The 20890-nt window shown below is 45.3% G+C and carries 15 protein-coding genes and 1 tRNA gene; 12 read left to right on the forward strand and 4 right to left on the reverse strand.

Annotated features, from left to right (window positions below):
• Positions 1 to 198 precede the first annotated feature (198 nt).
• Entirely contained in the window at positions 199 to 570 is a 372-nt protein-coding gene (locus tag L5M71_RS04090; RefSeq protein WP_263205375.1) for a DUF1801 domain-containing protein, read from the forward strand.
• 126 nt (positions 571 to 696) lie between these two features.
• Here L5M71_RS04090 and asnS read toward each other — a convergent pair whose 3' ends face one another.
• Complete coding sequence (gene asnS, locus L5M71_RS04095) at positions 697 to 2097, reverse strand: asparagine--tRNA ligase (protein ID WP_105252305.1); 1401 nt, start codon at positions 2095 to 2097, stop codon at positions 697 to 699.
• Positions 2098 to 2247: 150 nt separating this feature from the next.
• Between asnS and L5M71_RS04100 the strand changes: the two genes are divergently transcribed.
• Positions 2248 to 2583, forward strand: a complete 336-nt coding sequence (locus L5M71_RS04100; RefSeq protein ID WP_113939548.1) for a hypothetical protein — start codon at positions 2248 to 2250, stop codon at positions 2581 to 2583.
• Between the two features lie 67 nt (positions 2584 to 2650).
• On the opposite strand, the gene L5M71_RS04105 is transcribed toward L5M71_RS04100, so the two are convergent.
• Both L5M71_RS04105 and pabB read right to left on the reverse strand, forming a co-directional pair.
• Positions 2651 to 3238: a CoA pyrophosphatase gene (locus tag L5M71_RS04105; RefSeq protein ID WP_219250489.1), complete on the reverse strand. Its 588-nt coding sequence runs from the start codon at positions 3236 to 3238 to the stop codon at positions 2651 to 2653.
• A 31-nt stretch (positions 3239 to 3269) separates the two neighbouring features.
• A complete protein-coding gene (gene pabB, locus L5M71_RS04110; protein ID WP_263205371.1) occupies positions 3270 to 4682 on the reverse strand; it encodes an aminodeoxychorismate synthase component I in 1413 nt (470 codons plus the stop codon).
• Between the two features lie 119 nt (positions 4683 to 4801).
• Here pabB and L5M71_RS04115 point away from each other — a divergent pair, with 119 nt between their 5' ends.
• The 4 genes from L5M71_RS04115 to L5M71_RS04130 all read left to right on the forward strand — a co-directional run bounded on the left by L5M71_RS04115 (position 4802) and on the right by L5M71_RS04130 (position 10494).
• Positions 4802 to 6346 (forward strand): fumarate hydratase, encoded by a 1545-nt coding sequence (locus tag L5M71_RS04115; protein WP_131525178.1) that lies wholly within the window; start codon positions 4802 to 4804, stop codon positions 6344 to 6346.
• A gap of 316 nt (positions 6347 to 6662) precedes the next feature.
• Entirely contained in the window at positions 6663 to 8714 is a 2052-nt protein-coding gene (locus tag L5M71_RS04120; protein WP_263205368.1) for an alpha/beta hydrolase family protein, read from the forward strand.
• 224 nt (positions 8715 to 8938) lie between these two features.
• Positions 8939 to 9397: a GNAT family N-acetyltransferase gene (locus L5M71_RS04125; protein WP_131525170.1), complete on the forward strand. Its 459-nt coding sequence runs from the start codon at positions 8939 to 8941 to the stop codon at positions 9395 to 9397.
• Positions 9398 to 9558: 161 nt separating this feature from the next.
• Positions 9559 to 10494 (forward strand): M14 family metallocarboxypeptidase, encoded by a 936-nt coding sequence (locus L5M71_RS04130; protein ID WP_263205365.1) that lies wholly within the window; start codon positions 9559 to 9561, stop codon positions 10492 to 10494.
• A 233-nt stretch (positions 10495 to 10727) separates the two neighbouring features.
• Here L5M71_RS04130 and adhE read toward each other — a convergent pair whose 3' ends face one another.
• Positions 10728 to 13331, reverse strand: coding sequence for a bifunctional acetaldehyde-CoA/alcohol dehydrogenase (adhE, locus tag L5M71_RS04135; RefSeq protein ID WP_263205363.1), 2604 nt, complete (start codon positions 13329 to 13331; stop codon positions 10728 to 10730).
• Positions 13332 to 13649: 318 nt separating this feature from the next.
• On the opposite strand from adhE, the gene L5M71_RS04140 reads away from it, so the two are divergent.
• The 6 genes from L5M71_RS04140 to L5M71_RS04165 all read left to right on the forward strand — a co-directional run bounded on the left by L5M71_RS04140 (position 13650) and on the right by L5M71_RS04165 (position 20815).
• On the forward strand, positions 13650 to 14282 hold the full coding sequence (locus L5M71_RS04140; RefSeq protein ID WP_006081420.1) for a YchE family NAAT transporter: 633 nt from the start codon (positions 13650 to 13652) through the stop codon (positions 14280 to 14282).
• A 295-nt stretch (positions 14283 to 14577) separates the two neighbouring features.
• Entirely contained in the window at positions 14578 to 16572 is a 1995-nt protein-coding gene (locus L5M71_RS04145; RefSeq protein ID WP_263205361.1) for a methyl-accepting chemotaxis protein, read from the forward strand.
• Positions 16573 to 16785: 213 nt separating this feature from the next.
• Positions 16786 to 16873 (forward strand) — tRNA-Ser (locus tag L5M71_RS04150).
• A gap of 357 nt (positions 16874 to 17230) precedes the next feature.
• Positions 17231 to 18466, forward strand: a complete 1236-nt coding sequence (locus L5M71_RS04155) for a tyrosine-type recombinase/integrase (RefSeq protein ID WP_263205358.1) — start codon at positions 17231 to 17233, stop codon at positions 18464 to 18466.
• Positions 18467 to 18516: 50 nt separating this feature from the next.
• A complete protein-coding gene (gene hepT, locus L5M71_RS04160) occupies positions 18517 to 19422 on the forward strand; it encodes a type VII toxin-antitoxin system HepT family RNase toxin (RefSeq protein ID WP_263205355.1) in 906 nt (301 codons plus the stop codon).
• A gap of 307 nt (positions 19423 to 19729) precedes the next feature.
• Positions 19730 to 20815, forward strand: a complete 1086-nt coding sequence (locus L5M71_RS04165; RefSeq protein WP_263205353.1) for a cytoplasmic protein — start codon at positions 19730 to 19732, stop codon at positions 20813 to 20815.
• Positions 20816 to 20890: the final 75 nt, after the last annotated feature.

Here is a 20890-nt window from a genome sequence, read left to right on the forward strand (position 1 = left end):
GCGCAGTGTTTATCCGTGTGACTTAGCCTTGCTAAGTTGGACAACTCCAGCAAAAGGTCAAGCGTACTCCACGCTTGGCCTTTTTATTTGCACGCCACTTATTTCTTGGATGGATGCTTCAACTGGGTGTTATTCAGTCCGATTAGCGCGCTACAATCGGGCTGGGATAGTCTTGCTTGTATGAGAGGTGAAGAGATCATGATGGAAGAGCAACCGCAACTTGAAAAACTGTTAGAAGATATTTTATGTACCAGCCCTAGTCTGTTTGAAATAGTGCAGGGGGTGCGACAGGAGGTCAAAACTGCCGCTACCACATCGTCGCTGGCCATTACTGAAGCCGTTAAATACGGCGGTATACTCTTTAGCACCAAAGCCAGTTTTGGTGGTGTGTTTGCCTATAAACAGCATGTTTCATTGGAGTTTAGCTTAGGCGCGAATCTGAGCGATCCTCATCAGGTACTCGAAGGCAGTGGCAAATTTCGTCGCCATATTAAGTTGGTGGCAATCGATGATATTGCTGCCAAGCGAGTCGCGGAATATATTGCGCAGGCGTTGAGTCTGGCGGATTAATGGTTGTTTAGCCGCATGATGTGACTAAAACGGACGAACAAAAAAAGGAGCTGAATATTCAGCTCCTTTCGTTTTGCTAAGGCTTAATAGAGATGTCTTAGCTATGTAGTCCCAAGTTAAGGGAGATTAGAAGTTCGCAGTGCGCGGTGCACGTGGGAAAGGGATCACATCACGAATGTTGTTCACGCCCGTCACGTAAGACACTAAACGCTCAAACCCTAGACCAAAACCTGCATGTGGCACTGTGCCATAACGGCGCATATCACGGTACCACCAGTAATCTTCTTGGTTCAGATCCATTTCGGCTAGACGCATATCTAGCACGTCTAAACGCTCTTCACGTTGAGAGCCACCGATGATCTCACCGATACCTGGGGCTAACACGTCCATTGCGGCAACGGTTTTACCGTCATCGTTTAAGCGCATGTAGAAGGCCTTGATATCTTTTGGATAGTTTTTCACTACCACAGGGGCTTTGAAGTGTTCTTCGGCTAAGTAACGCTCATGCTCAGAAGATAAATCGATACCCCAAGACACAGGGAACTCGAAGGTTCTGCCACAGTTTTGCAGAATTTCAACCGCATCCGTGTAATCCACTTGAGCAAAATCGCTTGAAACGAAAGATTGCAGACGGTCGATCACAGTCTTATCAACGTGTTGGGCGAAGAAGGTTAAATCGTCCATACGCTCAGTCAATACGGCATTGAACGCGTATTTCAACATAGCTTCGGCAAGGCCTGCGATGTCGTTTAAGTTAGCGAAGGCCACTTCAGGCTCAACCATCCAGAATTCCGCTAAGTGGCGGCTGGTGTTTGAGTTTTCAGCACGGAAAGTCGGGCCAAAGGTATACACTTTTGACAGTGCACAGGCGTAGGTTTCAGCATTCAATTGGCCTGATACGGTCAGGAAAGCTTCTTTACCGAAGAAATCTTTATCGTAATCGACTTTACCCGCTTCAGTACGCGGCAGGTTTTCCATATCTAAGGTCGATACGCGGAACATCTCACCGGCGCCTTCGCAATCAGATGCTGTGATAAGTGGGGTCGATACCCAAATAAAGCCTTCTTCGTGGTAGAAGCGGTGAATCGCTTGGGATAGACAGTTACGTACGCGAGCAACGGCACCAATAATGTTAGTACGTGGGCGTAAGTGGGCTAATTCGCGTAAATGTTCAATTGAGTGACGCTTAGCGGCCATTGGGTAAGTGTCTGGATCATCAACCCAGCCAGCGACTTCAAGTTCAGTCACTTGCAGTTCAAATGCTTGGCCTGCGCCTGGAGATTCCACCACGTCGCCTGTCATCACAACAGAACAACCCGCAGTCAGCTTTAACACTTCGTTGTCGTAATTATCTAAGCTATTGGGCACGACGCCTTGGATAGGATTAAAGCAAGAGCCGTCATAAACAGCTAAAAAAGAGATGCCGGCTTTAGAGTCACGACGGGTTCTGACCCAGCCACGCACTGTGACTTTAGAACCGACGGCGTGCTCACCTTTAAATACAGATGCGACAGATGCAATGCTCATTGTTGCTTAATTCTCCAACGAAACGTTTTATATGAAAATTTTGGAGGTTTATATTACCTTGCTGGTGGCTTTTCTCAAGCTGAAAAAGGTATCCTGAGGTTAATAATATCGATATTGAGCGATATAGTGAGTTAAACGGCGGGAGGCGGTATGAGCAAGACTAGAATATTTCAAATTATCCTTGCGACCTTATCCATTTTAGGCTGGGCAATAGCCGTCTATGCGCTATTAGTGTTTAGTGATGCAAGGCCAGACCGTGAAGTTGGGGCCTATTTGACCCGTGGTGCGACATTTAGAGTCCATTGGGATCCACATGAAACCCAATTATTGCAGTATTTGATTTGGGTTTGTGGCGGTATTAGTTTGGTCAGTTTAGCGTTTAACTATTATGTCGCCCATCACAGTCGTATGGGTTATTGGTTTAATATTCCCATGTTGCTGTTAACCTCTATTGTCGCTGGTTTGTATATCCACTTGGTGGTTTAAGCTAGTCATCATTGTTTGGCTAATTTAACAGTTTGGCTTTTTAACGGTTTAGCAATGGCAAGTGAAGTCAGAGGATATCGGCAGGAATACTTAATTGGCGGCACAGATGGTCGATAATCGCGGCAGTCGCACCCCAGATAAACCGTTGTTGATAGGGAATAAAATGCACGCTGTAATAGCGCCCTTGGCGTAAAAAGCGTTTTTGGTGGCGATTATTCGGTTCAATAAAAAAGCTTAATGGCACGGTAAAGCAATCGGCTACCTCACCGGGATCGAGTTTTAAATCAAATGCCTGCTTGATAATGCCAATCACAGGGGTGATTTCAAACCCTGTGAAGGTATTGTGGGCTGGAAACGTGCCCACCACGTCGACGTTATGCCTTGAGAGTCCAATTTCCTCTTCTGCTTCCCTTAACGCGGCCGCAATCGCATCAATATCATAGGGCTCAATTTTACCGCCGGGGAAACTGATCTGCCCCGGATGAGCGCGAAGGTGCATCGGTCTTTGGGTCAAAATTAGATTCAGTTCACCGTTGATATCCTGCAGCGGGATCAACACCGCAGCTTTGCGCAGTCCAAGGTGAGGGAAGGCCGCCGGATCTTGCAGCGCTAAAGGGTGCAGATTAAATCTGAGTCTAAATTCCGCTTGATCCATCGACGTTCTCGTGACTGTTTAGTATTAAAGCTTACGGCTTTTGTGACGCAGCGCCAAGCAAAGGTAAAATACGGCTGATCTTATCAAAGGTTTCTTGGTATTCAGCATTCACTTGTGAATCCGCCACTATGCCGCCGCCCGCCCAGCAATAGAGTTTCCCTTGCTCAGCCACAATAGTGCGAATGGTAATACTGGTATCCATTTGGCCGTCTTGGCTGATATAACCCATAGATCCACAATAAAGGCTGCGCCGTGAAGGTTCGAGCTCTTCGATAATTTCCATGGCACGAATTTTCGGTGCGCCGGTAATTGAGCCGCCGGGAAACGCCGCGCGCAGTAAATCACTCGCCGTGAATCGGCTATCAAGCTTGGCAGTCACCGTACTGACTAAGTGATGCACGGCAGGAAAACTTTCAATCTCAAATAGATGCGGTACACGTACCGAGCCTGCTGCCGCCACTTTGCCGATATCATTACGCAGTAAATCGACAATCATGACATTTTCGGCGCGATCCTTTGGTGAGTTTGCCAGTGTATTGGCGGCTTTCACATCCAATGCGGGATCGGTATGACGCGGCAACGTGCCTTTGATAGGTTTGGTTTGAATATCGTCACCGCGAAGCTGAATAAAGCGCTCAGGTGAAATCGATAAAATCGTGTTTTGCGGCAGACGCATAAAGGCCGAGAAGGGTGCTTTATTGGCATTGCGCAGTTGGCTATAGGCTGACCATTCATCGCCTTGATAATGGGCTTCGAATCTTTGGGTTAAATTTATTTGATAGCAATCACCGCTGTGTAAATAGGCTTGAACTGCTGCAAATTTTGCCGTGTATTGGGCTTTATCGATTTGTGCTGCCCATGGGCTAGTGAGCATGAATGCGGCGGAATTTGGCTTTTTGGTGATTTTATCTTGAATTTTATTCAATTCAATATCGAGTGCTGCTTCACCTAAATAATGCAGTAAATGCCAACACTGGGCTTGGTAATCAAAAACTAACGCCCAGTCGTAAAAGCCGATGTTCATCTCTGGCAGTTGAATATCTTGCTTGGCCGTTATCGGCAGGGATTCAATTCTGCGGCCTAAATCGTAGCTAAAACTGCCCATTGCGCCACCACTAAAGGGCAGAACGCAATCAAAAGATTTTGAATACCAATGGGTTAATAAAGTGTTGAGTAACTCGAAGGGATCACGGTTTGGGTCTATTGCCTCGGGTAAGCTCAAGCTCGTATCGATGAGCTTTATATCGCTACGTTCGCCCTGAGTCACTAACGTTGCGATAGGATTGGCGCAAATGATGTCGAATCTGGCGTCTTGATGCGGCGCGTTCGCCGAATCTAACAGAATAGCCCAAGTGTCATTTGCAAAGTGTTCGAACAGTGCTGCGGTACTTAATGTCCAGTCAAGTTGGCGTGATGCAAGCTGTTTTGACGCCCTAATTGCCATCGATTAACCCTATTCAAAATGTGATGTAGCCCAAAAAGATGTGAAAGAGTATCATATTGGCCCAGAAAGAATTAAACAAAAACAAGTTAGGCCGCAAAGGCTGCTGGAGCGCTCCTACTATGTCATCTCACCATAAAATGTCTGAAACTTCTGTGATTAAACAAGCCGACTTTATTGAAAGTGTGGCGGATGCTTTGCAATACATTTCTTATTACCACCCGAAGGATTTTGTTGATGCCATGAGCCAAGCTTATGAGCGTGAACAAAGTGCGGCGGCGAAGGATGCGATTGCCCAGATCTTAATTAACTCGCGTATGTCGGCCGAAGGTAAGCGTCCTCTGTGTCAAGACACTGGGATTGTGACCACTTTCGTGAAAGTGGGTATGGGTGTCCAATGGGACAAAACCGATATGACGATTCAGGAAATGGTCGACGAAGGTGTTCGTCGTGCCTATACCAATCCTGATAACCCACTGCGCGCATCAATAGTGTCAGATCCTGCTGGCAGCCGTAAAAATACCAAAGATAACACCCCATCTGTGGTGCATATCGACATGGTGCCAGGCAACCATATCGAAGTGGCGATTGCAGCCAAAGGCGGCGGCAGTGAAAACAAAGCTAAGATGGTGATGTTAAACCCATCAGATGATATCGCTGCATGGGTAGAAAAAACGCTACCGACTATGGGTGCTGGCTGGTGTCCACCGGGTATGCTGGGTATAGGCATCGGCGGCACGGCGGAAAAAGCGGCCGTATTAGCCAAAGAAGCGCTGATGGAAAGCGTAGATATCCATGAGTTGATGGCCCGTGGCGCGCAAACGACCGAAGAAAAGCTGCGTTTAGACATTTTTGAGCGCGCGAATAACTTAGGCATAGGTGCGCAAGGTCTTGGCGGTTTAACCACAGTGTTAGACGTTAAAATCAAATCGGCACCAACCCACGCGGCGTCAAAGCCAGTGGTGATGATCCCAAATTGCGCTGCTACTCGCCACGTACATTTCCATTTAGACGGTTCAGGTCCAGCTGAATTGACGCCACCATCATTGGCCGATTGGCCAGAAATCACCCGTGAAGTGGGTGATGATGTGCGCCGCGTGAACTTAGATACTGTGACTCAAGCGGATATCGAGCAGTGGCAGAGCGGTGAAACTATTCTGCTGAGCGGTAAAATGCTCACAGGTCGCGATGCTGCCCATAAGCGCATTCAAAGCCTAATCGAAAGTGGTGAAGGTCTGCCAGAAGGTGTGGATTTTACTGGTAAGTTTATTTACTACGTTGGCCCAGTGGATCCAGTCGGTGCTGAAGTTGTCGGTCCTGCGGGCCCAACCACAGCAACCCGTATGGATAAATTCACTGACTTAATGTTAGAGAAAACTGGTCTTATGGGCATGATAGGTAAAGCTGAGCGCGGCCCTGCGACAGTTGAATCAATCAAAAAACACAAAGCGGTATATCTGATGGCCGTTGGCGGCGCTGCGTATTTAGTGTCTAAAGCGATTAAACATTCTCGCGTCGTGGCCTTTGCTGATTTGGGCATGGAAGCGATTTACGAGTTTGATGTGCAAGATATGCCAGTGACTGTGGCTGTGGATTCGCATGGTGTGAACGCCCATGAAACTGGCCCAGCAATTTGGAAAGTGAATATTGCCAACGCGAAAGCGTAAAGGTGAGAATGCAGCGGATTGAACTTGATGGCTTTTTAAGCAAAATAGCTTAAGTTTGAGTTCTGATATCTGTTCTTGAGGTAAAACGTTGCGCCACTGACATTTTGTCACAAAAAAATACGCTCAGGTTCGCCATTTGGCTTGCCTGAGCGTTTTTGTTTCGATAGTGTGGCAAGCTTATCTTCGAAAGATACGATCTCAGATCGTTTTTAACATTCGTGCGGTTGCAACTCAGTAGAACTATTGCAATTTCAATAGAACCCTTGCAATGATTGGCGCAACTATCGAACCAGTTTAACCAAAGACGGACATAACAATGAAAATAGCTCCTCTCCTATTGGCGCTCGGCGCTGCGGGACTGGCGTTATCAGCCCAAGCGGCCGATCCAACGCCTTTTACTGTGCAACAACTCATTAAACTCAATAAGATGCACTCTGCGACTGTGTCCCACGATGGCACTAAATTAGTTTATGGTCTTAAAACGGTAAACGATAAGGGAGAGGCCAGCTCGGATCTGTATCTATTAGATTTGATAGACACGAAGGCGAAACCACTGCAATTGACCTCTGCCACGGGCACTGAGCACGATGTGAGCTTCGCCAATGACGACAAGTCGATTTATTTCCTTGCCAGTCGCAGTGGTTCAAGCCAGTTATTTCAACTGCCATTAACGGGCGGTGAAGCGGTACAAGTTTCTGATTTACCTTTGGATATTGATGCCTACAAATTATCAAACGACGGTAAACAAGTTGTACTTAGCATGCGGGTATTCCCAGAGTGTAAGGACTTAGCCTGCTCAAAGGATAAATTTACCGCTGAAGCTGAGCGTAAATCGACTGGCCGTGAATACAAGCAGTTAATGGTTCGCCATTGGGATACGTGGGAAGACCACGCCCGTAACCACTTATTTGTTGGTGCGGTAAACGGTGAGAAACTCACTAAAGTAGTGGATGTGACTCAAGGTTTAGATACTGAAACGCCGCCAAAACCTTTCTCGGGTATGGAAGAAGTAACTTTCACCCCAGACGGTAAGTTTGTGGTTTATAGCGCGAAAGCCCCTAGCAAAGATCAAGCTTGGACCACTAACTATGATTTGTGGCAAGTGCCAGTGACAGGCGGCACCGCAACCAACTTAACCAAAGACAATCTTGCATGGGATGCGCAGCCAACATTTTCGAGCGATGGTCGTTACATGGCCTATTTAGCGATGAAAAAACCGGGCTTTGAAGCAGACCGCTACGGCATTATGTTGCGCGATACTAGCACAGGCCAAACCAAAGAAGTGGCGCCATTATGGGATCGCAGCCCAAGCTCACTGATGTTTGCTCCTGACAATCGTACCTTGTATGTGACGGCACAAGACCTAGGTCAAGTCTCAATTTTCCAAGTGAATACCCAATTTGGCGATGTGCGTTCTGTCTACAGTGATGGCACGAACAGTTTAATTGCGGTCACTAACGAACAACTGATTTTCGATAGCAAAACCTTAGTTGAACCGGGCGATCTCTATAGCATTACGACTGAAGGTGAAGGGCTTAAACGTTTGACCGAAGTGAATAAAGACAAATTGGCCGAGATCAAGTTTGGTAAGTTTGAACAGTTCAGCTTTAAAGGTTGGAATAACGAAGACGTTTACGGTTACTGGATCAAACCGGCGAACTACCAAGAAGGGAAAAAATACCCAATTGCCTATCTCGTTCACGGTGGGCCGCAAGGTTCATTTGGTAATGCCTTCAGTGGTCGTTGGAATGCCCAATTATGGGCGGGTGCGGGTTATGGCGTCGTCATGGTGGATTTCCACGGCTCTACCGGTTACGGCCAAGCCTTTACGGATTCAATCAGCCAAGATTGGGGTGGTAAGCCATTAGAAGATCTGCAAAAAGGCCTAGCAGCGGTGAGCCAGCAACAAAAATGGCTCGACCCGCAAAACACCTGTGCGCTCGGCGGTTCTTATGGTGGCTACATGATGAACTGGATCCAAGGTAACTGGAACGACGGTTTCAAGTGCTTAGTTAACCACGCGGGTCTGTTCGATATGCGTTCTATGTATTACGTGACTGAAGAAGTGTGGTTCGCAGAGCATGAGTTTGGCGGCACTTATTCAGATAACAAAGCGTTATATGAGAAGTTTAACCCAGTGAATTATGTTGAAAACTGGAAAACACCCATGCTGGTTATCCACGGTGAGAAGGACTTCCGCGTCCCTTATGGTCAAGGTTTAGCGGCATTCAGTTTTATGCAGCGTAAAGGGATCCCATCAGAGTTATTGATTTTCCCTGATGAAAACCATTGGATCTTAAAACCTGAAAACTTAGAGCAATGGTATGCTAATGTCTTCGTTTGGATGGACCGCTGGACTAAGCAATAACGATCAGTGCGTTTATGGGCTTTGCACCGACGAAAGCCCATAGAAGCAAGGCTCGTCCGATAGGGTTATCATCGGCGAGTTGGCTATTAGAGTGTTTTAAGCGGAGCGCTTTAAATAAGCTAAGCGTTTTCAATTAAGTGCACTTTGTTCAGCGTTTTAACAAAGCCAGAACTCTGTTCTGGCTTTTTATTATGTCATGAAATGTTTTTAATCAAGGAGTTAAGATGAACATTCGAGCCGCAACCTTAACTGACATCCCTGAAATAAGCGTATTACTCACTCAATTAACCCAAGAATTTATCGCCCCAACTTGCACTGCAGAGGGCGCTGCAATCTTAGTTAATGCCATGTCGATAGAAGCGATTGGTAGCTACTTTGCTATGGGTTATCAGTACCATGTTGCCATAACGGACTCGGGCCAACTCGCAGGTGTAGTGGGGATGAAGGCGAATAGTCACTTATACCATCTCTTTGTCGCCTCCCATGCGCAGGGGCAAGGCGTGGCGCGAATGTTGTGGGAACATGCCAAAGCTCAATGTTTAGCCCAAGGCAATTCGGGCATATTTACCGTGAACTCGGCGCTGAATGCGCAGGCTGTGTACTTAGGCTTTGGCTTTGTGCCCCTTGGACCCGAGCGAGAACGCGGCGGGATCCGTGATATTCCCATGCAGCTAGTGCTTTAGGTTGACTGTACTCATTTATCATCCAAACACGAGCACTATTATTCGACTGAATAGTAATTCAACGAAAAAGCTTGAGCGAAAAGAGTTTGAACGAAAGCACTAGAGTGCAAATAACTTGAATAAAAAGAACTTTACCGAATAGAACTAAAAATAGAGGAATTATGGCAAATTTAACCTTTTATCCCATCGGCACCGCTGGTGAAAAATGGGGCGAGTCTGAAAAAGCCGCATGGCTGGCGAGCACCCAAATCAAGCGTTCGTATCAGGACGATGTCGTGATGCCACTCAAGGCGATGGAAGCTGCACTCTTGGCACTTGGGCTTACCGTTGTGCAATATGGCGCCTTATCGATTAATGCCGATCGTTACCCATTATTTGCGGTAAAAAGCCAGCAGTTTGATCCACAAAAGCCAACCGTGCTCGTGACTGGTGGCGTGCACGGTTACGAAACCAGCGGTGTTCATGGTGCCCTGGCATTTTTAGCGGATAAGGCGGCTCATTATGTTGATCGCGTCAATCTTGTGATCGCCGTGTGCGTGAGTCCTTGGGGTTACGAAACCATCAATCGTTGGAACCCTAAGGCTATCGATCCTAATCGTTCATTTTATGCCAACAGTCCAGCGGAAGAATCGGCGGCCTTGATGGCCTTAGTCGCATCCGTAGAGCAAGATTTTGATGTGCATGTGGACTTACATGAAACCACGGATTCCGATGAATTAGAATTTCGTCCAGCACTTTGCGCCCGTGATGGAAAAGAGTACGTCAAAGGAACTATCCCAGATGGTTTTTATGCTGTGGGTGATACCGAAAACTCAATGGATGCCTTTCAGAAAGCCATTATTGATGGTGTGAGTAAAGTGACGCACATTGCTCCTGCCGATGAGAAAGGCGAGATCATTGGCTCGACTGTGGTGCAGCACGGGGTGATTAACTATCCGCTTAAGTCATTAGGGCTTTGCAGCAGTGTCACGGGCTGTATCTATAACACAACGACAGAAGTGTACCCAGATAGCCCAACGGCCACGCCAGCCGAATGTAATCTGGCGCAGGTTGCAGCCATCACCAGCGCCATTGATTATGTACTGGCACAGCGTTAGTCACAGTTTGTTGTGATATTCAGCTAAGTGGTGATTAGCTTAGTGATCGTAAGTTGAGTGATGCCCCGTTGAGCTAGGCTAGTGAAGTCATTTTGTGTGCGATCGATTAACGCATTGACTCTTAATTAGGTCATTCACGGAACATCACGCAATAAAAAGCCCTCATTCGAGGGCTTCTTCATTTATGTCGCGCGGCTTTTATTAAGCTCGTGCCTAGCATCGGTAGGCGATATCTAGTAGTTGTCGCTATAGGCTCGGCCATAATAGCTATCGAGGAACAGTTGTTTCAGCTCGTTAATCAAGGGGTAACGTGGGTTGGCACCGGTACATTGATCATCGAACGCATCTTCGGCTAATTCATCTAACTTGGCGAGGAAGTCGGCTTCGTTGACACCGGCTTCTTGGATAGAAGCAGGAATGCCAATCGTCTTCTTGAGGTGTGTGATTTTCTCAAGCAATTTTTCGACTTTTTCTTCATCCGTCTTTCCGCCTAGTTTCAAGTGATCTGCGATGGCAGCATAACGGCACAGGGCTTTTGGCCTGTCGTATTGGCTAAAGGCCGCTTGCTTAGTGGGCAGATCCGTTGCATTAAAGCGTATTACGTTGTTGATTAGCAGCGCATTGGCTAGGCCATGGGCGAGATGGAACTCGGCGCCCAGTTTGTGTGCCATTGAGTGGCAAATCCCAAGGAAAGCGTTAGCAAAGGCGATACCCGCAATAGTGGCGCCATTGTGGACCTTTTCACGGGCGACAGGTGATTGCGAACCCAAGTTGTAGGCATCGGGTAAATATTTGCACAGTAAGTCGAGGGCTTGTAGCGCTTGGCCATCACTGTACTCATTCGCCATCACGCTGACATAGGCTTCTAATGCATGGGTCACCGCATCTATGCCACCAAAGGCGGTGAGGGATTTTGGCATGTCCATCACAAGATTTGGATCAACAATCGCCATATTTGGCGTAAGTTGATAGTCGGCAATCGGGTATTTTTTACCGGTAATTTCGTCTGTCACTACCGCAAAAGGTGTGACTTCTGAGCCAGTGCCTGAAGTCGTCGGAATTGCCACCATCATGGCTTTGGTGCCCATTTTGGGGAATTTGTAGATACGTTTACGAATGTCCATAAAGCGCAATGCTAGATCGGCAAAATCCACATCTGGATGCTCGTACATTACCCAAATAATCTTAGCCGCATCCATTGGTGAGCCGCCGCCGAGCGCAATTATCACATCGGGTTTAAAGCTTTGAGCGACCTTAGCGCCTTGACGGACTATGGCTAAGGTGGGGTCGGCTTCAACATCGTAAAAAATTTCGGTTTCAAGGCCTTGGGCTTTTAAAATCCGCATGGTTTCATCGCAATAACCGTGGTTGAACAAAAATCTGTCTGTGATGATTAAGGCGCGTTTTTTATCGCTCAGTTCTTCGAGCGCGATGGGTAAACTGCCGCGGCGGAAATAGATAGATGCAGGAAGTTTATGCCACAACATGTTTTCGGCCCTCTTAGCGACGGTTTTTTTATTGATCAGATGACTCGGGCCAACGTTTTCTGAAATCGAGTTGCCGCCCCAAGAACCACAGCCTAAAGTGAGCGAAGGCGCCAGTTTGAAGTTGTACAGATCGCCAATGCCGCCCTGTGAAGCTGGGGTGTTGATCAAAATACGTGCTGTTTTCATTCTAAAACCAAAGGCATGAACACGTTCTGTTTGGGTATCTTGGTCGGTATAAAGCCCTGATGTGTGGCCAATGCCGCCGAGTGCGACTAAGGCTTCGGCTTTATCCATGGCATCGTTAAAGTCGATGGCGCGGTACATGCCAAGTAATGGCGATAATTTTTCATGGGCGAAGGCTTCGCTGTCGCAAATGTCGGTGACTTCACCAATCAACACTTTTGTCCAGTGTGGCACTTCAAAGCCCGCCATTTTCGCGATACTGGCAGCGCTTTGGCCAACGATATCAGCATTTAAACCGCCATTTTTCAAAATGACCTGCTGCATCGCCGCGGTTTCATCCTTCGATAGCATGTAGCCACCGTGGGTTGCGAAACGCTCTTTAACCTGCTCATAAATACTGTCGACCACAATTACCGCTTGCTCTGACGCACAAACCACACCGTTATCGAAGGTTTTCGACATGAGAATCGAACTGACTGCGCGTTTGATGTCGGCGGTTTCATCGATAACAATAGGTGTGTTACCCGCACCTACGCCGATAGCCGGTTTACCGGAAGAGTAGGCGGCTTTCACCATGCCTGGGCCTCCCGTAGCGAGGATTAAATTCACCTTAGGGTGAGTCATTAATTGATTCGATAGTGCAACGCTGGGTTCATCAATCCAACCAATAATGTCTTTGGGCGCGCCCGCGGCTATGGCAGCATCAAGCACTAATTTTGCTGCAGTTGTGGTAGATATTTTGGCCCTAGGATGGGGCGAGAAGATAATTGCGTTACGGGTTTTAAGGCTGATTAAGGCTTTAAAAATGGCAGTCGATGTGGGGTTCGTGGTGGGGACTATGCCACAGATAATGCCTACGGGTTCAGCAATGGTAATAGTACCGAAGGTGACATCTTCAGATAAAATCCCGCAGGTTTTTTCATCTTTGTATTTGTTATAAATGTACTCAGAGGCAAAGTGGTTTTTAATTACTTTGTCTTCAACCACGCCCATGCGGGTTTCTGCGGCGGCCATTTTCGCCAGCGAGATACGCGCATCGGCAGCGGCAAGGGCCGCTGCACGGAAAATTTTATCGACTTGCGCTTGGCTGAATGTCGCATACTCGGCTTGTGCTTTGGCCACTCGCTCGACCATGAGATCCAGTTCTTGTGCATTGGTCACTGTCATGATTAATACTCCTAAAAAGATTTAGTGAATCAAGGCATTCACTAAATCCTCTTTATGGTAGAAAATTACACCTAAAGCCGCGTTGAAAGTGTGATATCAACGACAATATCGTGCTTTTATGTAATAAAACTACACTTAGGGTAACTTGTTTGTTTAAAATTGCGCTGAAAATGCATCGGCTTCGATAACTAAATATTATTCGAAGTTGTGATTTAACCTCAAAAATCTCATTTTTCAGTCAATAGCGCTTGAGATACTATACTTGCCCTCAAGCTTATTTTGATGAAGACGGCGTGACACGCACATAAGGATAGTCCCTTGGAGTTAACTCTTTACGTTAAATTTTTTCTTGGCCTCGTTGCCATCATTAATCCGGTTGGCTTGTTGCCTGTGTTTGTGAGCTTAACGAGCCATCAAACGGAGGCTGAGCGGAATCACACGGGTAAAGTAGCGAACTTTGCGGTTGTGGTGATTCTCTTAGTCACGATTGTGGCGGGGCAGCACATTCTGAATATGTTCAGCATTTCGTTATCTGCCTTTAGAATTGCTGGTGGCAGCCTGATTGCCATTATTGCGATGTCAATGTTGCAAGGTAAGTTAGGCGAAGTGAAGCGTAACCAAGAGGAAGACCGCGAATCCTCGGCGATGGAATCTGTGGCGGTTGTGCCTTTGGCTTTGCCACTGATGGCGGGACCTGGCGCTATCAGTTCGGTCATCGTCTTTGCCGCTGAGCATAATTCTTTGTCGAACATCATTGCGATGTTCATTACTGTGATTGTGTTTGGTTTAGTGAGTTTTGGCCTGTTTAGAATGGCATCCATCATCTATAAGATTTTGGGTAAGACGGGGATTAACGTCATTACTCGTCTTATGGGGCTGTTGATGCTATCCATAGGTATTGAAGTGATTGCGGCTGGTGTAAAGGGATTATTCCCGCAGCTCTTTAGCTAGAGTCGTATTACCCCGCAGGATTAAGTTTTTCTTCTTTTGATGAAACGCATTGGATTTTATCCCGTGCGTTTTTTGTTTTTATCAGTGACTCGTTTGATGTTTATCATGTTTATCCCGCGGTTCACCTTACCTGAAAAGCTAAATCTAACGCTATTGATGAGACATGAGGTAAATCCTCGTTTATCAGAGGATTAACCTGAGTTTTCCCATAAGCCTTAGTCGTTATATGGCTAATCTTATGCTATACCTAGTGTTTGGTTATTCGGTCTAACACTAAGTTTAAAAGGATATTTCTATGAAATGGCAATGGATTGGTAATCTCAGTCTAAAACAAAAATTATTAATGGTTGTCTTACCTCCCTTATTAGCTTGTTTCCTCTGCGGTACCCTTTACCTCATTGAAAAATATGAATATAGAAAAGATTTAACCTTAGTGGTGCAATTAAGTGAGCTAGCCGTCACCAACAGTAATTTAGTGCATGAGTTACAAAAAGAGCGCGGCATGAGTGCTGGATTTATTGGCTCAGCAGGAAAAGCGTTTGCGGGTAAAATTCCTGGTCAAAGACAATTAACGGATACGCAGCTCGGCCTCTATCAGCGTTTTATCTCTGAGAATCATCTGCCGGAGATATTTGCCCCAAAACTTAGAGAGCTAAACGCTCAACTTGGGCGTTTGAATGCCATCCGCTCACAGGTGGATAATTTAAGTATCAGTGTCGCCGATGAAGTTGCCTATTACACTGAGTTAAATAAGTTATTACTGACGATAGTCGATGAAACCGCAAAAACGGGTGCTAATCAAGAAATCGCCATTAAAGCGACTGCTTTTAGTGCTTTTTTGCAATTAAAGGAAAGGGCGGGGATTGAAAGGGCGGTACTCAGCTCAACCTTTGGCCAAGCTGGATTTAAGCCTAAGGTTTATGCCAAATTTATCACTTTGGTTTCGGAGCAAAATACCTATCAAGAGCGTTTTTTAGCGCTAGCAAATTCTGATTTATTATCCTCGTTTAACCGTTTACAGAGTTCAGCTGCAATGCATGACGTTGAGCTGTTACGTCAAATCGCATTCGAGCAAGATAATCAAAAAATCCTGCAACAAAGCCCTGAAGAGTGGTTCAGTAAATCGACCGTGCGGATTGAGCTATTACGTGAGTTTGAACAGCAAGTCTCGGCAGATTTACTTAATACCACCCATGAAAGATTAACCTTAGCGAATGAGAAAATGTTCTTAGTGCTCGCGACCTTAATCTCAGTATTGGCGATAGTCTTGATATTGAGTCTATCTGTTATCCGTTATTTGCATGACAGTGTGCATCACTTATATTCGACCATCACGCAAGCCCGTAAACATTACGACTTAAGTGTGCGTCTGACTCACTCTAGCTCCGATGAATTCGGTGAACTCGCCATCGCCTTTAACGACATGATGAGTGATTTTGAAAAAGTGATCCTACATGTACGTTCCAGTGGCGCTAAATTGCAACAAGCTGTGGCGCAAATGGATCTCTGTACCCATGCCATGGAGCAAGATGTGATGGCGGGCCACAGTGAGGCAGAACAAGTGGCCTCCGCTATGACAGAAATGAGCGCAACAGTGGCCGAGATTGCCAGCAATGCAGTGCAGGCATCCGAAGCGTCTTCCGCTGCCAATATAGAGGCTAAAGAAGGCAACCTCGAAGTCGGCCGAACCAGCAAAGCGATCAAAGCGTTAGCCGACGATATTAGTGGAGCTTCTAAAGCCATTAACGATTTAGACCGTGAAATTCACGGCATAGTGGTAGTGCTTGAAGTGATCAGCAGTATTGCTGAGCAAACTAATTTACTCGCGCTTAATGCCGCCATTGAAGCTGCCCGCGCAGGGGAAATGGGCCGCGGTTTTGCTGTAGTTGCAGACGAAGTCCGAAGTTTAGCGCAGCGCTCACAAACCTCGACCTCTGACATTAAAAATATGACAGATAGATTGAAGGCGGGAGCGAGCATTGCAGTAAAAGCCATGGACAGAGGATTAGCTCAGGCTAATAGCAGTGTCCATGAAGCTGAACAGGCAGGTATCGAATTGAAACGTATTGTGGAGCAAGTAGACATTATTGACCGCATGAACGAGCAAATTGCTACAGCAACCCATGAGCAATCGGCGGTATCCGAAGACGTAAATCGTAATGCACTGAAGATCAGTGAGATTTACCTTAATACTCAAAGGATCTCCGATGAGCTTAGGGAGCTGACCAAAGCTCTGACGTTTGACGCGAATTCAATGTCAAAAGAAGTGCACAAATTTACCGTCAATTAACGGTATAAAACGGTGAAAAGATTCAAGAAATCACGGCGGTTTGTTTAGCAATTGTGCAACCGCCTGAAACTGAGTCTTTTTTACTTGACCCCCTTTAGGCTTTTGCGTACAGTACCGCTCCGTTAACGATGAAAGCCTCTCGGCAAGGCTATACGAAATCGTTAGTGATTCTTAAACGTGAAAGATTAACCACGCTAACATAAATCGACATATGGTGAGGTGTCCGAGTGGCCGAAGGAGCACGCCTGGAAAGTGTGTATACGGTAACGTATCGAGGGTTCGACTCCCTCTCTCACCGCCAAATTCAAGTTTAAAGACGTCCTAGGGCGTCTTTTTTCTTATCTGTTTTTCATGAAATTCAATAACTTACCATCCTATATTGTTTAATGACATCCTACTGCATCCGAAATCTTTAGTAATGCCAAAAGTAATGCCAAGGAAATTGGGCAAATTTTGGCATTACTTTTGACTTTAAAAAATACCCATTTTTTATGCCGTTTTTTTACTTGATTTTCTCGATTTTATGGCCCAGATTTAACTTGGCAATATCCTGATTTATCTGAATTTATTCAGTGATAAGTAATGCTTGATTTTAGAGTGCGAAACAATGCCAAAATCAAGCATTACTTTGGGGCTTAATTTGAGGGGGTAGAACGGTATGGGAAGGAGTACAAATAAGCTGACTGCAAAAGCGGTGCTCAATGCTAAAGCGGAAGCAAAGCCCTATAGATTGTCAGATGGTGGCAATCTCTATCTCTATGTGCGCACTGCAGGGAAAACGTGGGAATTTAGATACATACGTCCCTCCACCAGCAAACCCACCTATTTTGGTTTAGGCTCATATCCTGACGTATCCTTAGCTGAGGCGCGAGATAAAGCGCTAGAAGCGCGAAAAAACTTGGCCGAAGGCATCGACCCTCAATTACTTAAAGTTGAAAACAAATTAAAAGCAGCAACAGAGAACGCTCAAACTCTCAAGCATATTGCGCAAATGTGGATGGACTCAAAGCAGGGCAGTATTAAAGCTAAAACCATCGAAGGTAATTGGCGCAAGCTTGAGCTGTATGCCTTCCCTAAGCTGGGGAGTATTGCGATTAGTAGACTCACGGCTCCTATAGCCATTGCCGCGCTCAAGCCCCTTGAACAGAAAGGGCATCTTGAAACGGTTAAACGTACCGCTCAGTTACTGAATGAAATCATGAACTATTCGGTTAACTCTGGTTACATTCATGCCAATCCGTTGTCAGGTATTCGAGAAGTTTTTAGAAAAAGCAAAGTGGAGCATCTGAAGGCATTAAAACCAGCAGAGCTAGCTGAATTACTGCAGACCGTCGCAAACGCCAATTTATTGTTAACGACCCGGTGTTTGATTGAATGGCAATTGCACACAATGACCAGGCCAAATGAAGCGGCCGGAGCCCGTTGGGAAGAAATCGATTTTGATGCCAAGCTTTGGACTATTCCTGAATCACGCATGAAAATGAATCGTGAGCATATTATCCCGCTTACAGAGCATACCCTCGCGATACTCGAAACTGTTAAGCCGATTAGTGAACAGAGCCAATTCGTTTTCCCGTCATCTAAAGATCCTAAAAAGCACACAGATCCTGAAACTATAAACAAAGCATTAGGGCGCATGGGATTAAAGGGAAGAACAACGGGTCATGGTTTACGCTCGCTGGCGAGTACTACCTTAAACGAACAAGGCTTTGATGGTGATGTCATTGAGGCCGCGTTAGCCCACGTAGATAAAAACCAAATCCGCAGCGCCTATAATCGCACTACCTATCTAGAGCGACGGACCAAGTTAATGGAGTGGTGGAGCAATCATATTGCCACTGCAGCTGTTGGCTCTTTGTCAGTAACAGCGGGTTCAAGAAAATTAGGGGCATGACCTGTTAAGGCCGAATAGATATTATCTCCTGAGTTAAAAGGTTAGGGGACGTGACACACGGACTCTTCCTGAAGTCCGACTCAGGATTGGTACACTTACATCATGACCAACTTAAAGCCAAGCCAATGACTATCGAGCAGAGCCAGTATTTGCACCAACTAAGCGCTTTAGCTGCAAGCCATCCGAAGGTGGCGGTATTATGGCTGTATGGTTCGCAGGCTAAAGGAAATGCTAGCGAGCATAGTGATTGGGATTTAGCCGTCGCATTCGATCCCGTAAAGGCGGAGAGTGTGCTTGATACTCGTATTAGAGCTGAATTGCTTGCTATGGATTGGCAAAGGGCATTGGGGCTAGCCGAAGGGAAGCTTTCCGTCGTCGATATCAATCTAGCACCAATCCCTCTGGCCTTTGGTATCATTAATGCTAACAAACTTATCTTTAGTCGAGATGAAGGCCGAAGAATGCAAGAAGAGTCTCGCATAATGTCGCAAATGGAGCTCGATTATTCAGCCCCAAGCCACTTTATTATTTTGGATAATGCCTATATCACGTCATTGAGTTTAAGCCTTAGCCAGTACCAAGACGAGTTTGGAGAATTACGTCAATTACTCAGTCAGCGTTCCTTATCTAATCTCGAATATCGAGCAGCAGAGCGAATATTACAGATCTCTATTGAAGCTTGCATTGGCATTGCGAAACATTGGGCTAAAGCACTGGCTGGATATAGTCCGCAGGATGCTTATCAAACATTTGAGATCCTGTGTCAACGAGGTGCACAACCAGCCGATGAATTAAATGACTGGCGTAAAGTGATAGGCCTGCGTAATGCACTGGTACATGATCATTTGAATATTGACTCTGAGATCATCCGCAGTGTGATCTCTCAAGGTTATAGCGATAGATTATTCGTCTTTGCAGAGCGGGGATTGGAATGGTTATCTTTGAAGAATAACTAAGGTCTGATTGGGTTGCACTGGCTCACCTAAAGATTGAATTGATGAATGGGGCTCACCAGACTCTTATATATAGAAATGAAAATTACTAAAGTGAACTTGTTTGCTTAAACTTCCAAGGTGTAGAGTGCTAACCCTTGGCACATTACGAAAACCCACTTTAAGCATATTTTTATACATAGTCACGAAGACAGGTTGAAAATATTCACAAGTTAAGCCATCTAGTGAGGGAAAAGTTTAAAAAACAAATTCATTTTATCTGCTATTTCTGCTATTAGTAGCAGAAATAGCAGATAAAATGGATGTGTCAATGCAAAAAATTGTAGAGTTATCGAAGGTGAACTTAAATGCTAGCCGAGAAGAAGTTATACAGTACCTTTTGAAAGAAAATAAACCTGTCTTAATTTTTTCTCCTGCTAATATTAATGTTTGGGCCGTATATGAAAGGAGTTCGTATAAAAATCGTAATGGGCCATATCTGGATAGAGAGGATTCTATGTCTAGAAAAGTTGCAAGGGAACGATTGAAGCATAGTGAATCATTCTCAGTGGCATCATTTGTTCCGAAAACAGAATATCTAAGATTAGGGAGTGATGACTTAACCGTATTAATGAAAAACGGAATCGTTAATTTGAAATTCATTACTGAATTCTACTTGTATACTGAAAACTTCGAACTTGAATTGATGAGTGGTGAACAGTATATAGAAAAATATGAAACACCTATTAATGCAAAAGATTTACGGATAAATTCTCAGTCTGATTTCTATGACTATAATTATAATATTAAATTTTTCTTTACAAGAAAAAGCTTTAAATTTTTATCCAATACACATTTTATTGTAAATGAGCTAGAAGACTTACCAACTAAAATAGATTCAGTTTATGTTTTTGAACGTGATATTCTTTCATTTGTTAATCAAGATTTCGAACGAGAGATAGATACCCCTGACATTCCCGAAACAAGTCCTTACTATGTTAAAGATTTCCTAAGTAATAAATCCGATCTGGACCAATTATCTATCTTAGGTTTCCGTTATTATTGGGGGAAAACGTCTAAGCAGCCTAAAGCTAAAGGATTGGTAGAGTTGATTATGAATCAATTAAATTATGCTCCAAAAAAGGCAGAAGCGGCGGCTTTTTTTCTCAACCCTAATCCCAATGGCCTATGCGGTAAAACTAAAACCATTGCAGATGGTTGCCAGTTTCCATACTTAACTTACTGCCTTGAACGTTTTTGGCATAATCAGGAAGAATACAATAAAAATATAACAGCTGAAATTCTAAAGTTTTTAGAGGGGACAGAGGGAGAAGGTTTTTCGAGTGATAATGCTAAATACGCAGAATTAATTTTAAGACCGAGTAAATTTCCTAGGGGACCCAAAAAACGCATATAATACAATGAAAATGCACTTTAGGTGAGCAAGGGGGACCGTTTTCACCCCGTTTATTCATGCTTGATAACCATCTAA

Origin of the sequence: Shewanella sp. SW1 (assembly GCF_025653545.1) — a bacterium.
In the GTDB taxonomy this organism is placed as follows: Bacteria; Pseudomonadota; Gammaproteobacteria; order Enterobacterales; family Shewanellaceae; genus Shewanella; species Shewanella oncorhynchi.

What these genes read in the sequence shown, in the direction of transcription:
- L5M71_RS04090 (WP_263205375.1), top strand. Translation starts at nt 199, where the DNA reads ATGATGGAAGAGCAACCGCAACTTGAAAAACTGTTAGAAGATATTTTA.
- asnS (WP_105252305.1), bottom strand. Translation starts at nt 2,097, where the DNA reads ATGAGCATTGCATCTGTCGCATCTGTATTTAAAGGTGAGCACGCCGTC.
- L5M71_RS04100 (WP_113939548.1), top strand. Translation starts at nt 2,248, where the DNA reads ATGAGCAAGACTAGAATATTTCAAATTATCCTTGCGACCTTATCCATT.
- L5M71_RS04105 (WP_219250489.1), bottom strand. Translation starts at nt 3,238, where the DNA reads ATGGATCAAGCGGAATTTAGACTCAGATTTAATCTGCACCCTTTAGCG.
- pabB (WP_263205371.1), bottom strand. Translation starts at nt 4,682, where the DNA reads ATGGCAATTAGGGCGTCAAAACAGCTTGCATCACGCCAACTTGACTGG.
- L5M71_RS04115 (WP_131525178.1), top strand. Translation starts at nt 4,802, where the DNA reads ATGTCATCTCACCATAAAATGTCTGAAACTTCTGTGATTAAACAAGCC.
- L5M71_RS04120 (WP_263205368.1), top strand. Translation starts at nt 6,663, where the DNA reads ATGAAAATAGCTCCTCTCCTATTGGCGCTCGGCGCTGCGGGACTGGCG.
- L5M71_RS04125 (WP_131525170.1), top strand. Translation starts at nt 8,939, where the DNA reads ATGAACATTCGAGCCGCAACCTTAACTGACATCCCTGAAATAAGCGTA.
- L5M71_RS04130 (WP_263205365.1), top strand. Translation starts at nt 9,559, where the DNA reads ATGGCAAATTTAACCTTTTATCCCATCGGCACCGCTGGTGAAAAATGG.
- adhE (WP_263205363.1), bottom strand. Translation starts at nt 13,331, where the DNA reads ATGACAGTGACCAATGCACAAGAACTGGATCTCATGGTCGAGCGAGTG.
- L5M71_RS04145 (WP_263205361.1), top strand. Translation starts at nt 14,578, where the DNA reads ATGAAATGGCAATGGATTGGTAATCTCAGTCTAAAACAAAAATTATTA.
- L5M71_RS04155 (WP_263205358.1), top strand. Translation starts at nt 17,231, where the DNA reads ATGGGAAGGAGTACAAATAAGCTGACTGCAAAAGCGGTGCTCAATGCT.
- L5M71_RS04165 (WP_263205353.1), top strand. Translation starts at nt 19,730, where the DNA reads ATGCAAAAAATTGTAGAGTTATCGAAGGTGAACTTAAATGCTAGCCGA.